The sequence below is a fragment of the Pseudomonas stagnisoli genome (genome assembly GCF_048595745.1).
Taxonomy (GTDB): Bacteria; Pseudomonadota; Gammaproteobacteria; order Pseudomonadales; family Pseudomonadaceae; genus Aquipseudomonas; species Aquipseudomonas alcaligenes_A.
The window spans coordinates 678,614-692,659 of the sequence record NZ_CP184361.1; the positions used below are offsets into that span (position 1 = coordinate 678,614).

A 14,046-nucleotide genomic window follows, 5' to 3' on the forward strand; every position below is an offset into this window, starting at 1 on the left:
TCAGAAGGGTTTGACCACCACGAGGATCACGATGCCCAGCAGGAACAGTACCGGTACCTCGTTGAACCAGCGGTAGAACACATGGCCGCGGGCGTTCTCGCCGCGCGCGAAGCGCTTGAGCTGGGCGCCGCAGACGTGGTGGTAGCCGACCAGCAGAACCACCAGCAACAGCTTGGCGTGCAGCCAGCCCATCTTCAGCCAGGCCGGATTGAGGTAGAGCAGCCAGGCACCGAAGACCAGGGTGGCGATCATCGAGGGATTCATGATGCCGCGGTACAGCTTGCGCTCCATCACGCAGAAGCGTTCGCGGCTGGTCTGGTCCTCGGCCATGGCGTGGTAGACGAATAGGCGCGGCAGATAGAACAGGCCGGCGAACCAGCAGACGATGGCGATGATGTGCAGGGCCTTGATCCAGAGATAGAGCATTGACGGCATCCAGCTGAAGAGTTGCCTGCGATAGTAGTGAAAGCTGCGCCTGCGCGTCATCCTCTCGCCGTTCGAGGTTGGCCGGCGCGGCCACGGGCCTTATCATCGCAGCCTTTCTCAACGGTCTCGCAGCGGGGGTATGCAATGGTCAAGGTCGGAATCGTCGGCGGCACGGGTTACACCGGAGTGGAGCTGCTGCGCCTGCTGGCTCAGCACCCGCAGGCCGAGGTGGCGGTGATTACCTCGCGCTCCGAGGCCGGGGTCAAGGTCGCCGACATGTACCCCAATCTGCGTGGCCACTACGACAATCTGGCGTTCAGCGTGCCGGATGCGGCCACTCTGGGGGCCTGTGATGTGGTGTTCTTCGCCACACCGCATGGCGTGGCCCATGCCCTGGCCGGTGAACTGCTGGCGGCCGGTACCAAGGTCATCGACCTGTCGGCCGACTTCCGCCTGCAGGATGCGCAGGAGTGGGCCAAGTGGTACGGCCAGCCGCACGGCGCCCCGGATCTGTTGCCGGAAGCGGTCTACGGCCTGCCGGAAGTCAATCGCGAGGCGATCAAGGGCGCACGCCTGATCGCCGTACCGGGTTGCTACCCGACGGCGACTCAGCTCGGCCTGATCCCGCTGCTCGAAGCCGGTCTGGCCGACCCGAGTCGCCTGATCGCCAACTGCGCCTCCGGCGTCAGCGGCGCGGGCCGTGGCGCCAAGGTCGGTTCGCTGCTGTGCGAGGCCAGCGAGAGCATGATGGCCTACTCGGTGAAGGGTCACCGCCACCTGCCGGAGATCAGCCAGGGGCTGCGCCGCGCTGCCAACGGCCCGGTCGGCCTGACCTTCGTGCCGCACCTGGCGCCGATGATCCGCGGCATCCACGCGACCCTGTACGCCACTGTCGCCGATCGTGGCGTGGACCTGCAGGCGCTGTTCGAGCAGCGCTACGCCAACGAGCCCTTCGTTGATGTGATGCCGGCCGGAAGCCATCCGGAAACCCGCAGTGTGCGTGGCGCCAACGTCTGCCGCATCGCCGTACACCGTCCGCAGGGCGGCGAGCTGGTGGTGGTGCTGTCGGCCATCGACAACCTGGTCAAGGGCGCCTCCGGCCAGGCGGTGCAGAACATGAACATCCTCTTTGACCTGGATGAGCGCCTGGGCCTGGCCCACGCGGCACTGCTGCCCTGACCCATGCGGAGCCTGCGTGAGCAGGCTCCTCGCCAACCTTGGCGCGGAATAATTGACCGATTTGCTCGGGTAAGCGGATAATCGTCACCCGTGTGGTATGTAAGTTGGCGCCTGGCGCCGGGAGAGCAGCAAGATGAGCGTCGAGACCTTCACTCCAACCCCCCTGATCTTCACCCAGGGCGCGGCGAACAAGGTGAAGAGCCTGGTCGATGAAGAGGGCAATCCGCGCCTGAAGCTGCGCGTGTTCGTCACCGGCGGTGGCTGCTCGGGCTTTCAGTATGGTTTCACCTTCGATGAGGATGTTGCAGACGACGACACCATCGTCGAGCGCGAGGGTGTCAGCCTGGTGGTCGATCCGATGAGCTTCCAGTACCTGGCGGGTGCCGAGGTGGACTACCAGGAAGGCCTGGAAGGCTCCCGTTTCGTCATCAACAACCCCAATGCCACTACCACCTGTGGCTGCGGGTCGTCCTTCTCGATCTGAGCCTGCTGGTCATGAAAAAGCCGCGCTGATGCGCGGCTTTTTCGTTTCCGGCTGGGCTCCGTCAAGCGGCGGGGTAGATGGCACCCAAGACACGCAGCCCCCTGGCGCCGGTCACGCTGGGGCGGTTGGCGGGGACTCGCTCCAGGCAGCAGTGTGCCAGCCAGGCGAAGGCCATGGCTTCGACCCAGTCCGGTGGTACGCCGCGCGCGCTGGTGCTGGCCACCTGGCAGGCCGGCAGCAGCTCTTGCAGGCGCTGCATGAGCGTCAGGTTATGGGCGCCACCACCGCAGACTAGCAGTTCGGTGGTGTAGCTCTGGGCCCGCTGCAACGAGTCGACGATGCTGCGTGCGGTCAGCTCCAGGAGGGTGCGTTGTACGTCGGCTGCAGGCAGCGCCGGGATTTCGCCCAGATGGCTTTCCAGCCAGGGCAGGTTGAACAGCTCGCGGCCAGTGCTCTTCGGGCCCTGGCCGGCAAAGTAGGGGTCGCTCAGCAACCGGTGCAGCAACGTCTCGCTCAATGTACCGCTGGCGGCCCAGGCACCATCGCGGTCGAAGCTCTCGCCCTGGTGCCTGTTGATCCAGGCATCCAGCAGCACGTTGCCTGGGCCACAGTCGAAGCCGCGTACCGGTTGTGCCGTTTCAATCAGGCTGAGGTTGCTGAAACCGCCGACATTGAGCACGGCGCAGGGGCTGTCCTGATTATCGAACAGCGCCTCGTGGAAGGCGGGTACCAGGGGAGCGCCCTGGCCCCCAGCCGCTACGTCACGGCGGCGGAAGTCGGCGACCACATCGATACCGGTCAGCTCGGCCAGCAGGGCAGGATTGCCGATCTGCACCGTGAAGCCACGCGCCGGCTCGTGCCGCACGGTCTGGCCGTGGCTACCGATGGCGCGGATATCGGTTGCGCCCAGGCCCTCGCGTTGCAGTAGTGCATCGATGCCAGAGGCTGCCAGCTCTACCCAGCGCTGCTCGGCAAGGGCGGCGCGGGCCAGCTCATCGGGGCCGGAGGCGCACAGTGCCAGCAGCTCGGCGCGCAAGGCGTCGGGCATTGGCAGGTAATGGTGAGCGAGAAGGATGGGGTGGGTGTCTTGTTGGATCAGGGCGATGTCCAGCCCGTCTAGGCTGGTACCGGACATCACCCCCAGGTAGCGCGGCATATCAGGGCTGCTTGTTGGCGGCCAGCAGAGTGGCCTTTTCCTGATCCATGCGGGCCATCAGCGGCTTGCTCTGCTGCAGGAAACGCTGCTTCTCGTTGCGAGCGATGGGGTCGGCCATCGGCAGCTTCTGGCTGAGCGGGTCGACGTGACGGCCGTTGACCTGAAACTCGTAGTGCAGGTGCGGCCCGGTGGACAGGCCTGTGGTGCCGATATAGCCGATGATCTGGCCCTGTTTCACGCTCACGCCGTTGCGGATGCCCTTGGCAAAGCCCTGCATGTGTCCGTAGAGCGTGCGATAGGTATTGCCGTGCTGAATGATCACGGTATTGCCGTAGCCGCCGCGCCGTCCAGCCAGCATGACGCGTCCGTCGCCGGCAGCCTTGATTGGCGTGCCGCGCGGCGCCGCATAATCGACGCCCTTGTGTGCGCGGATCTTGTTCAGAATCGGGTGGCGACGGCCCATGGAGAACTTCGAGCTGATGCGGGCGAAGTCTACCGGAGTGCGGATGAACGCCTTGCGCATGCTCATGCCGTCAGCGTTGTAGTAGCTGGTCACGCCCTGTTTGCTGGTGTAGCGAACTGCGGTATAGGTCTTGCCGCGGTTGGTGAAGCGCGCTGAAAGGATGTTGCCGCTCCCAACCTTCTTGTTGCCGACCACATGCTCCTCATAGATGAGCTCGAACTCGTCGCCCTCACGGATGTCCTGGGCGAAGTCGATGTCGTAGCCGAACACGTTGGCCAGATCCATGGTCAGGCTGTGCGACAGACCGGCACGCTTGGCGGAGAGGAACAGCGAGCTGTTGATCACGCCGTGGGCGTAGGTGGTGCGTACGTCCGGCTTGACCAGCTCGCGCTTGAAGGAGAAGCCTTTGTCGCTGCGCGTCAGGGAGATGCTTTCGAGGTCGCTCAGCTTGCTGCCCAGGCGTTCCAGTTTGCCGTCGGGAGTCAGCTTGAATTCCAGTACCTGGCCAACATGCAGGCGACCGAAGCGCTTGGCTTCCTTGCTGCTGCCAATGGCTTCGTGCAGCGCATTGGCATCCAGACCGACCCGCGAGAATACGGTCGACAGTGTGTCGCCACTGGCAACAGTGACGCTTTTCTGTAGCGGATCGGTAGGAAGACTGGCTTGGTTGTTCTTATCCGCGTCTGCTTGGGCGCTGTTCTTGTTGTCGCTGAGGCCGGCATCGGCAAAAGGCGATGCGCCTCCATCCCCGGCGGTCTGGCCGGGTCGGAGATCGTCCTTTTCCTGGACGATCTGCTCGGAGCCGTTGTCTAGCTCCAGGCTCAGGTAGGTCTTCTTCGCCTCGACTTCGCGGGAGGGGAACACCAGCAGGGCCAGGCTCAGCAGCGCCGCTACGCCGCTGGCTGCCAGCAGGTGGCTCCTCGGGTAGGGCGGGGCTTTGGGTACAGAATGCGTCATGGCTAAGGGTGTTTCTTGGAAGAATGCATTAACTGTCTAAAATATAATCAAAATTCCCTATAGGCAACCCTGTGGCTGACCTATCGGCCGAGTGGCCGGCCCTGGGGGCAAAGCTTGTAATTGGTCAGTGATCTTGTATGGTTGGTTCCCTTTTGGTCTGTGGGTAGCGTGAGTTCTGTCATGAAGTCGGTTGAAGAGCAGCTGGCGCTGATCAAGCGCGGTGCGGAAGAGGTTCTGGTTGAGTCTGAACTGGTAGAGAAGCTCAAGCGCGGCGAGCCGCTGCGTATCAAGGCTGGTTTCGATCCGACGGCGCCCGACCTGCACCTGGGGCATACCGTGCTTATTAATAAGCTGCGCCAGTTCCAGGAGCTGGGCCATCAGGTGGTCTTCCTGATCGGCGATTTCACCGGGATGATCGGTGATCCCAGTGGCAAGAGCGCGACTCGCCCTCCACTGACCCGTGAGCAGGTGCTGGACAACGCGGAGACCTACAAGGCGCAGGTGTTCAAGATTCTCGATCCGGCCAAGACCGAGGTGGCGTTCAACTCCGCCTGGATGGATCAGCTGACGCCGGCCGACTTCATTCGTCTGGCTTCTCAGTACACCGTGGCGCGCATGCTCGAGCGCGATGATTTCCAGAAGCGTTATGAAGGCAATCAGCCGATCGCCATTCATGAGTTCCTCTATCCCTTGGTGCAGGGCTATGACTCGGTAGCGCTGCGGGCTGATGTCGAGCTGGGCGGTACCGACCAGAAGTTCAATCTGCTGATGGGGCGCGAACTGCAGCGTGCCTATGGTCAGTCGTCGCAATGCATCGTCACCATGCCGCTGCTTGAGGGGCTGGATGGCGTGAAGAAGATGTCCAAGTCGTTGGGTAACTATGTGGGCATCCAGGAAGCGCCAGGCGTGATGTACAACAAGCTGGTCTCCATGCCGGATGCGCTGATGTGGCGTTACTTCGAACTGCTGAGCTTCCGCTCCATGGAGGAGATCGAGCAGTTCAAGCAGGACGTGGCTGCTGGCGCCAATCCTCGCGATATCAAGATCAAGCTGGCTGAGGAGATCGTGGCGCGCTTCCACGGTGAAGAGGCTGCCGCAAATGCGCATCGCTCGGCGGGCAATCGCCTCAAGGATGGCGAGCTGCCTGACGACCTTCCGGAAGTGGAGCTGCTTTCTGCCGAAGATATGCCGATCTCGTCCGTCCTTAATAAGGCAGGCCTGGTGAAGAACGCTGCGGCGGCTCGTGATCTGCTCAATGCGGGTAGCGTGAAGGTCGATGGCGAGGTGGTCGACCGCGCTTTCATCTTCAAGCTGGGCTCCGCGCATGTCTGCCAGGCGGGCAAGAAGGCTTTCGCGCGCATCAGCCTCAAGGCTGAGTAAAAGTCCGAGGAACGGGCTTGACGGCCCGTTCAGGGTCCTTATAATGCGCGCCTCTTCCGGTGCAGTCCTCTCGGAAAACTCCTTGAAAATCAAAGAGTTGTACGAAATAAAAGATTGCATCGGCGGCGGATTCAGTTAGAATGCGCCGGGCTGACAGGGTGGTGGTTTGGCTCTGTCGGTGCTTCGATTCTTCGGAGTCGAAAGCGCTAGAAAGGAGGTGGTTGACAGCGGTTTTGAACGCTGTAGAATTCGCCTCCCGCTGATGAGATCGGAAGCGATGTTGGAAGCGCAAGCGGTTGAGAAGAAACGAAAAATTCTTCAAAAACAGCTTGACAGGTTGAAAGGCTGCTGTAAAATGCGCGGCCTCGGTTGAGACGAAAGACTTAATCGAAACGCTCTTTAACAACTGAATCAAGCAATTCGTGTGGGTGCTTGTGAGGTAAGACTGATAGTCAACTGATTATCAGCAACACAAGTAACACTCGTGAATTCGAGAGTTTATTTGCGATTGCTGAGCCAAGTTTAGGGTTTTCTCAAAACCCAAGCAGTATTGAACTGAAGAGTTTGATCATGGCTCAGATTGAACGCTGGCGGCAGGCCTAACACATGCAAGTCGAGCGGATGAGTGGAGCTTGCTCCATGATTCAGCGGCGGACGGGTGAGTAATGCCTAGGAATCTGCCTGGTAGTGGGGGACAACGTTTCGAAAGGAACGCTAATACCGCATACGTCCTACGGGAGAAAGCAGGGGACCTTCGGGCCTTGCGCTATCAGATGAGCCTAGGTCGGATTAGCTAGTAGGTGAGGTAATGGCTCACCTAGGCGACGATCCGTAACTGGTCTGAGAGGATGATCAGTCACACTGGAACTGAGACACGGTCCAGACTCCTACGGGAGGCAGCAGTGGGGAATATTGGACAATGGGCGAAAGCCTGATCCAGCCATGCCGCGTGTGTGAAGAAGGTCTTCGGATTGTAAAGCACTTTAAGTTGGGAGGAAGAGCAGTAAGTTAATACCTTGCTGTTTTGACGTTACCAACAGAATAAGCACCGGCTAACTTCGTGCCAGCAGCCGCGGTAATACGAAGGGTGCAAGCGTTAATCGGAATTACTGGGCGTAAAGCGCGCGTAGGTGGTTCAGCAAGTTGGAGGTGAAATCCCCGGGCTCAACCTGGGAACTGCCTCCAAAACTACTGAGCTAGAGTACGGTAGAGGGTAGTGGAATTTCCTGTGTAGCGGTGAAATGCGTAGATATAGGAAGGAACACCAGTGGCGAAGGCGACTACCTGGACTGATACTGACACTGAGGTGCGAAAGCGTGGGGAGCAAACAGGATTAGATACCCTGGTAGTCCACGCCGTAAACGATGTCGACTAGCCGTTGGGATCCTTGAGATCTTAGTGGCGCAGCTAACGCATTAAGTCGACCGCCTGGGGAGTACGGCCGCAAGGTTAAAACTCAAATGAATTGACGGGGGCCCGCACAAGCGGTGGAGCATGTGGTTTAATTCGAAGCAACGCGAAGAACCTTACCTGGCCTTGACATGCTGAGAACTTTCCAGAGATGGATTGGTGCCTTCGGGAACTCAGACACAGGTGCTGCATGGCTGTCGTCAGCTCGTGTCGTGAGATGTTGGGTTAAGTCCCGTAACGAGCGCAACCCTTGTCCTTAGTTACCAGCACCTCGGGTGGGCACTCTAAGGAGACTGCCGGTGACAAACCGGAGGAAGGTGGGGATGACGTCAAGTCATCATGGCCCTTACGGCCAGGGCTACACACGTGCTACAATGGTCGGTACAAAGGGTTGCCAAGCCGCGAGGTGGAGCTAATCCCATAAAACCGATCGTAGTCCGGATCGCAGTCTGCAACTCGACTGCGTGAAGTCGGAATCGCTAGTAATCGTGAATCAGAATGTCACGGTGAATACGTTCCCGGGCCTTGTACACACCGCCCGTCACACCATGGGAGTGGGTTGCTCCAGAAGTAGCTAGTCTAACCGCAAGGGGGACGGTTACCACGGAGTGATTCATGACTGGGGTGAAGTCGTAACAAGGTAGCCGTAGGGGAACCTGCGGCTGGATCACCTCCTTAATCGAAGACTTCAGCTTCTTCATAAGTTCCCACACGAATTGCTTGATTCACTTGCGAAAAGCGATTGGGTTGAGACCCGAGAGTGACGATTGGGTCTGTAGCTCAGTTGGTTAGAGCGCACCCCTGATAAGGGTGAGGTCGGCAGTTCGAATCTGCCCAGACCCACCAATTGTCGGGATGGCCAGTGTCAAATGGGGCCATAGCTCAGCTGGGAGAGCGCCTGCTTTGCACGCAGGAGGTCAGGAGTTCGATCCTCCTTGGCTCCACCATCAACTCACGATCGCTGAAAGCTCAGAAATGAACATTGGTAGTTCAATGTTGATTTCTGGTCTTTGCGCCAGAACTGTTCTTTAAAAATTTGGGTATGTGATAGAAGTGACTAACAGCGTGTTTCACTGCACGTTGTTAATCAAGGCAAAATTTGCGAGTTCAAGCGCGAATTTTCGGCGAATGTCGTCTTCACGTTACGAATCTATAACCAGATTGCTTGGGGTTATATGGTCAAGTGAAGAAGCGCATACGGTGGATGCCTTGGCAGTCAGAGGCGATGAAAGACGTGGTAGCCTGCGATAAGCTTCGGGGAGTCGGCAAACAGACTTTGATCCGGAGATCTCTGAATGGGGGAACCCACCTAGGATAACCTAGGTATCTTGTACTGAATCCATAGGTGCAAGAGGCGAACCAGGGGAACTGAAACATCTAAGTACCCTGAGGAAAAGAAATCAACCGAGATTCCCTTAGTAGTGGCGAGCGAACGGGGATTAGCCCTTAAGCTTCTTTGATTTTAGCGGAACGCTCTGGAAAGTGCGGCCATAGTGGGTGATAGCCCTGTACGCGAAAGGATCTTAGAAGTGAAATCGAGTAGGACGGCGCACGTGAAACGTTGTCTGAATATGGGGGGACCATCCTCCAAGGCTAAATACTACTGACTGACCGATAGTGAACCAGTACCGTGAGGGAAAGGCGAAAAGAACCCCGGAGAGGGGAGTGAAATAGAACCTGAAACCGTATGCGTACAAGCAGTGGGAGCCTACTTTGTTAGGTGACTGCGTACCTTTTGTATAATGGGTCAGCGACTTATATTCAGTGGCGAGCTTAACCGAATAGGGGAGGCGTAGCGAAAGCGAGTCTTAATAGGGCGTCTAGTCGCTGGGTATAGACCCGAAACCGGGCGATCTATCCATGGGCAGGTTGAAGGTTAGGTAACACTGACTGGAGGACCGAACCGACTACCGTTGAAAAGTTAGCGGATGACCTGTGGATCGGAGTGAAAGGCTAATCAAGCCCGGAGATAGCTGGTTCTCCTCGAAAGCTATTTAGGTAGCGCCTCACGTATCACTCCAGGGGGTAGAGCACTGTTTCGGCTAGGGGGTCATCCCGACTTACCAAACCGATGCAAACTCCGAATACCTGGAAGTGCCGAGCGTGGGAGACACACGGCGGGTGCTAACGTCCGTCGTGAAAAGGGAAACAACCCAGACCGTCAGCTAAGGTCCCAAAGTTATGGTTAAGTGGGAAACGATGTGGGAAGGCTTAGACAGCTAGGAGGTTGGCTTAGAAGCAGCCACCCTTTAAAGAAAGCGTAATAGCTCACTAGTCGAGTCGGCCTGCGCGGAAGATGTAACGGGGCTCAAACCATACACCGAAGCTACGGGTATCACGTAAGTGATGCGGTAGAGGAGCGTTCTGTAAGCCTGTGAAGGTGAGTTGAGAAGCTTGCTGGAGGTATCAGAAGTGCGAATGCTGACATGAGTAACGACAATGCGAGTGAAAAACTCGCACGCCGAAAGACCAAGGTTTCCTGCGCAACGTTAATCGACGCAGGGTTAGTCGGCCCCTAAGGCGAGGCAGAAATGCGTAGTCGATGGGAAGCAGGTTAATATTCCTGCACTTCTAGTTACTGCGATGGGGGGACGGAGAAGGCTAGGCCAGCACGGCGTTGGTTGTCCGTGTTTAAGGTGGTAGGCAGAGATCTTAGGTAAATCCGGGATCTTAATGCCGAGAGCTGATGACGAGTGTCCTTTTGGACATGAAGTGGTTGATGCCATGCTTCCAGGAAAAGCCTCTAAGCTTCAGGTAACTAGGAACCGTACCCCAAACCGACACAGGTGGTTGGGTAGAGAATACCAAGGCGCTTGAGAGAACTCGGGTGAAGGAACTAGGCAAAATGGCACCGTAACTTCGGGAGAAGGTGCGCCGGTGAGGGTGAAGGACTTGCTCCGTAAGCTCATGCCGGTCGAAGATACCAGGCCGCTGCGACTGTTTATTAAAAACACAGCACTCTGCAAACACGAAAGTGGACGTATAGGGTGTGACGCCTGCCCGGTGCCGGAAGGTTAATTGATGGGGTTAGCGCAAGCGAAGCTCTTGATCGAAGCCCCGGTAAACGGCGGCCGTAACTATAACGGTCCTAAGGTAGCGAAATTCCTTGTCGGGTAAGTTCCGACCTGCACGAATGGCGTAACGATGGCGGCGCTGTCTCCACCCGAGACTCAGTGAAATTGAAATCGCTGTGAAGATGCAGTGTATCCGCGGCTAGACGGAAAGACCCCGTGAACCTTTACTGTAGCTTTGCACTGGACTTTGAGTCTGCTTGTGTAGGATAGGTGGGAGGCTTTGAAGCGTGGACGCCAGTTCGCGTGGAGCCATCCTTGAAATACCACCCTGGCATGCTTGAGGTTCTAACTCTGGTCCGTCATCCGGATCGAGGACAGTGTATGGTGGGCAGTTTGACTGGGGCGGTCTCCTCCCAAAGAGTAACGGAGGAGTACGAAGGTGCGCTCAGACCGGTCGGAAATCGGTCGTAGAGTATAAAGGCAAAAGCGCGCTTGACTGCGAGACAGACACGTCGAGCAGGTACGAAAGTAGGTCTTAGTGATCCGGTGGTTCTGTATGGAAGGGCCATCGCTCAACGGATAAAAGGTACTCCGGGGATAACAGGCTGATACCGCCCAAGAGTTCATATCGACGGCGGTGTTTGGCACCTCGATGTCGGCTCATCACATCCTGGGGCTGAAGCCGGTCCCAAGGGTATGGCTGTTCGCCATTTAAAGTGGTACGCGAGCTGGGTTTAGAACGTCGTGAGACAGTTCGGTCCCTATCTGCCGTGGACGTTTGAGATTTGAGAGGGGCTGACCTTAGTACGAGAGGACCGGGTTGGACGAACCTCTGGTGTTCCGGTTGTCACGCCAGTGGCATTGCCGGGTAGCTATGTTCGGAAAAGATAACCGCTGAAAGCATCTAAGCGGGAAACTTGCCTCAAGATGAGATCTCACTGGAGCCTTGAGCTCCCTAAAGGGCCGTCGAAGACTACGACGTTGATAGGTTGGGTGTGTAAGCGCTGTGAGGCGTTGAGCTAACCAATACTAATTGCCCGTGAGGCTTGACCATATAACACCCAAACAATCTGTAGATTGTCGGTGATGGTGAAGTCGACAAACAAACCGAAAGTTCGCTAAGAACCGCAAAGCCAAGATCACATACCCAATTCGCTGTGGCGACTTAACACCGACACAGCAACCGAATTGCTTGACGACCATAGAGCGTTGGAACCACCTGATCCCATCCCGAACTCAGAAGTGAAACGACGCATCGCCGATGGTAGTGTGGGGCTTCCCCATGTGAGAGTAGGTCATCGTCAAGCTCCTATCCGGAAACCCCGTCCTGCATGCAGGGCGGGGTTTTCCTTTTTATGTAAGCCCTCGCTTTTTGGTGAGGGTGCTGTAGGAAGGAATTCCGCAGGAGATAAGTTGTTGAGAAGAAACGAAAAATTCTTCAAAAACAGCTTGACAGGTTGAAAGGCTGCTGTAAAATGCGCGGCCTCGGTTGAGACGAAAGACTTAATCGAAACGCTCTTTAACAACTGAATCAAGCAATTCGTGTGGGTGCTTGTGAGGTAAGACTGATAGTCAACTGATTATCAGCAACACAAGTAACACTCGTGAATTCGAGAGTTTATTTGCGATTGCTGAGCCAAGTTTAGGGTTTTCTCAAAACCCAAGCAGTATTGAACTGAAGAGTTTGATCATGGCTCAGATTGAACGCTGGCGGCAGGCCTAACACATGCAAGTCGAGCGGATGAGTGGAGCTTGCTCCATGATTCAGCGGCGGACGGGTGAGTAATGCCTAGGAATCTGCCTGGTAGTGGGGGACAACGTTTCGAAAGGAACGCTAATACCGCATACGTCCTACGGGAGAAAGCAGGGGACCTTCGGGCCTTGCGCTATCAGATGAGCCTAGGTCGGATTAGCTAGTAGGTGAGGTAATGGCTCACCTAGGCGACGATCCGTAACTGGTCTGAGAGGATGATCAGTCACACTGGAACTGAGACACGGTCCAGACTCCTACGGGAGGCAGCAGTGGGGAATATTGGACAATGGGCGAAAGCCTGATCCAGCCATGCCGCGTGTGTGAAGAAGGTCTTCGGATTGTAAAGCACTTTAAGTTGGGAGGAAGAGCAGTAAGTTAATACCTTGCTGTTTTGACGTTACCAACAGAATAAGCACCGGCTAACTTCGTGCCAGCAGCCGCGGTAATACGAAGGGTGCAAGCGTTAATCGGAATTACTGGGCGTAAAGCGCGCGTAGGTGGTTCAGCAAGTTGGAGGTGAAATCCCCGGGCTCAACCTGGGAACTGCCTCCAAAACTACTGAGCTAGAGTACGGTAGAGGGTAGTGGAATTTCCTGTGTAGCGGTGAAATGCGTAGATATAGGAAGGAACACCAGTGGCGAAGGCGACTACCTGGACTGATACTGACACTGAGGTGCGAAAGCGTGGGGAGCAAACAGGATTAGATACCCTGGTAGTCCACGCCGTAAACGATGTCGACTAGCCGTTGGGATCCTTGAGATCTTAGTGGCGCAGCTAACGCATTAAGTCGACCGCCTGGGGAGTACGGCCGCAAGGTTAAAACTCAAATGAATTGACGGGGGCCCGCACAAGCGGTGGAGCATGTGGTTTAATTCGAAGCAACGCGAAGAACCTTACCTGGCCTTGACATGCTGAGAACTTTCCAGAGATGGATTGGTGCCTTCGGGAACTCAGACACAGGTGCTGCATGGCTGTCGTCAGCTCGTGTCGTGAGATGTTGGGTTAAGTCCCGTAACGAGCGCAACCCTTGTCCTTAGTTACCAGCACCTCGGGTGGGCACTCTAAGGAGACTGCCGGTGACAAACCGGAGGAAGGTGGGGATGACGTCAAGTCATCATGGCCCTTACGGCCAGGGCTACACACGTGCTACAATGGTCGGTACAAAGGGTTGCCAAGCCGCGAGGTGGAGCTAATCCCATAAAACCGATCGTAGTCCGGATCGCAGTCTGCAACTCGACTGCGTGAAGTCGGAATCGCTAGTAATCGTGAATCAGAATGTCACGGTGAATACGTTCCCGGGCCTTGTACACACCGCCCGTCACACCATGGGAGTGGGTTGCTCCAGAAGTAGCTAGTCTAACCGCAAGGGGGACGGTTACCACGGAGTGATTCATGACTGGGGTGAAGTCGTAACAAGGTAGCCGTAGGGGAACCTGCGGCTGGATCACCTCCTTAATCGAAGACTTCAGCTTCTTCATAAGTTCCCACACGAATTGCTTGATTCACTTGCGAAAAGCGATTGGGTTGAGACCCGAGAGTGACGATTGGGTCTGTAGCTCAGTTGGTTAGAGCGCACCCCTGATAAGGGTGAGGTCGGCAGTTCGAATCTGCCCAGACCCACCAATTGTCGGGATGGCCAGTGTCAAATGGGGCCATAGCTCAGCTGGGAGAGCGCCTGCTTTGCACGCAGGAGGTCAGGAGTTCGATCCTCCTTGGCTCCACCATCAACTCACGATCGCTGAAAGCTCAGAAATGAACATTGGTAGTTCAATGTTGATTTCTGGTCTTTGCGCCAGAACTGTTCTTTAAAAATTTGGGTATGTG

At 56.7% G+C, this 14,046-nt stretch carries 6 protein-coding genes, 4 tRNA genes and 4 rRNA genes; 11 read left to right on the forward strand and 3 right to left on the reverse strand.

What is annotated here, in order from left to right:
- The gene (gene hemJ, locus ACOAPY_RS03210; RefSeq protein ID WP_061905535.1) at nucleotides 1-426 is read right to left on the reverse strand and encodes a protoporphyrinogen oxidase HemJ; all 426 of its coding nucleotides are present in this window, start codon (nucleotides 424-426) and stop codon (nucleotides 1-3) included.
- A 144-nt stretch (nucleotides 427-570) separates the two neighbouring features.
- Here hemJ and argC point away from each other — a divergent pair, with 144 nt between their 5' ends.
- Both argC and erpA read left to right on the forward strand, forming a co-directional pair.
- Nucleotides 571-1,605 (forward strand): N-acetyl-gamma-glutamyl-phosphate reductase, encoded by a 1,035-nt coding sequence (gene argC, locus ACOAPY_RS03215; RefSeq protein WP_465155020.1) that lies wholly within the window; start codon nucleotides 571-573, stop codon nucleotides 1,603-1,605.
- Nucleotides 1,606-1,738: 133 nt separating this feature from the next.
- A complete protein-coding gene (gene erpA / locus ACOAPY_RS03220; RefSeq protein ID WP_021702463.1) occupies nucleotides 1,739-2,089 on the forward strand; it encodes an iron-sulfur cluster insertion protein ErpA in 351 nt (116 codons plus the stop codon).
- A 61-nt stretch (nucleotides 2,090-2,150) separates the two neighbouring features.
- Here erpA and ACOAPY_RS03225 read toward each other — a convergent pair whose 3' ends face one another.
- Entirely contained in the window at nucleotides 2,151-3,245 is a 1,095-nt protein-coding gene (locus ACOAPY_RS03225; RefSeq protein ID WP_465155021.1) for an anhydro-N-acetylmuramic acid kinase, read from the reverse strand.
- A gap of 1 nt (nucleotide 3,246) precedes the next feature.
- Complete coding sequence (locus ACOAPY_RS03230) at nucleotides 3,247-4,665, reverse strand: peptidoglycan DD-metalloendopeptidase family protein (protein ID WP_465155022.1); 1,419 nt, start codon at nucleotides 4,663-4,665, stop codon at nucleotides 3,247-3,249.
- 180 nt (nucleotides 4,666-4,845) lie between these two features.
- Between ACOAPY_RS03230 and tyrS the strand changes: the two genes are divergently transcribed.
- The 9 genes from tyrS (at nucleotide 4,846) to ACOAPY_RS03275 (ending at nucleotide 13,946) form a co-directional block, all read left to right on the forward strand.
- On the forward strand, nucleotides 4,846-6,045 hold the full coding sequence (gene tyrS / locus ACOAPY_RS03235; RefSeq protein ID WP_465155023.1) for a tyrosine--tRNA ligase: 1,200 nt from the start codon (nucleotides 4,846-4,848) through the stop codon (nucleotides 6,043-6,045).
- 552 nt (nucleotides 6,046-6,597) lie between these two features.
- Nucleotides 6,598-8,133: ribosomal RNA gene (locus tag ACOAPY_RS03240) — 16S ribosomal RNA — on the forward strand.
- A gap of 91 nt (nucleotides 8,134-8,224) precedes the next feature.
- Nucleotides 8,225-8,301, forward strand: a tRNA-Ile gene (locus tag ACOAPY_RS03245).
- Between the two features lie 25 nt (nucleotides 8,302-8,326).
- Nucleotides 8,327-8,402: transfer RNA gene (locus tag ACOAPY_RS03250), tRNA-Ala, on the forward strand.
- A 230-nt stretch (nucleotides 8,403-8,632) separates the two neighbouring features.
- Nucleotides 8,633-11,523 (forward strand): 23S ribosomal RNA (locus ACOAPY_RS03255).
- A 137-nt stretch (nucleotides 11,524-11,660) separates the two neighbouring features.
- A 5S ribosomal RNA gene (rrf, locus tag ACOAPY_RS03260) occupies nucleotides 11,661-11,776 on the forward strand.
- A 365-nt stretch (nucleotides 11,777-12,141) separates the two neighbouring features.
- Nucleotides 12,142-13,677, forward strand: a 16S ribosomal RNA gene (locus ACOAPY_RS03265).
- Together the 16S, 23S and 5S rRNA genes with 4 tRNA genes alongside form the textbook arrangement of a ribosomal RNA operon.
- A gap of 91 nt (nucleotides 13,678-13,768) precedes the next feature.
- Nucleotides 13,769-13,845: transfer RNA gene (locus ACOAPY_RS03270), tRNA-Ile, on the forward strand.
- A 25-nt stretch (nucleotides 13,846-13,870) separates the two neighbouring features.
- Nucleotides 13,871-13,946: transfer RNA gene (locus tag ACOAPY_RS03275), tRNA-Ala, on the forward strand.
- Nucleotides 13,947-14,046 lie beyond the last annotated feature (100 nt).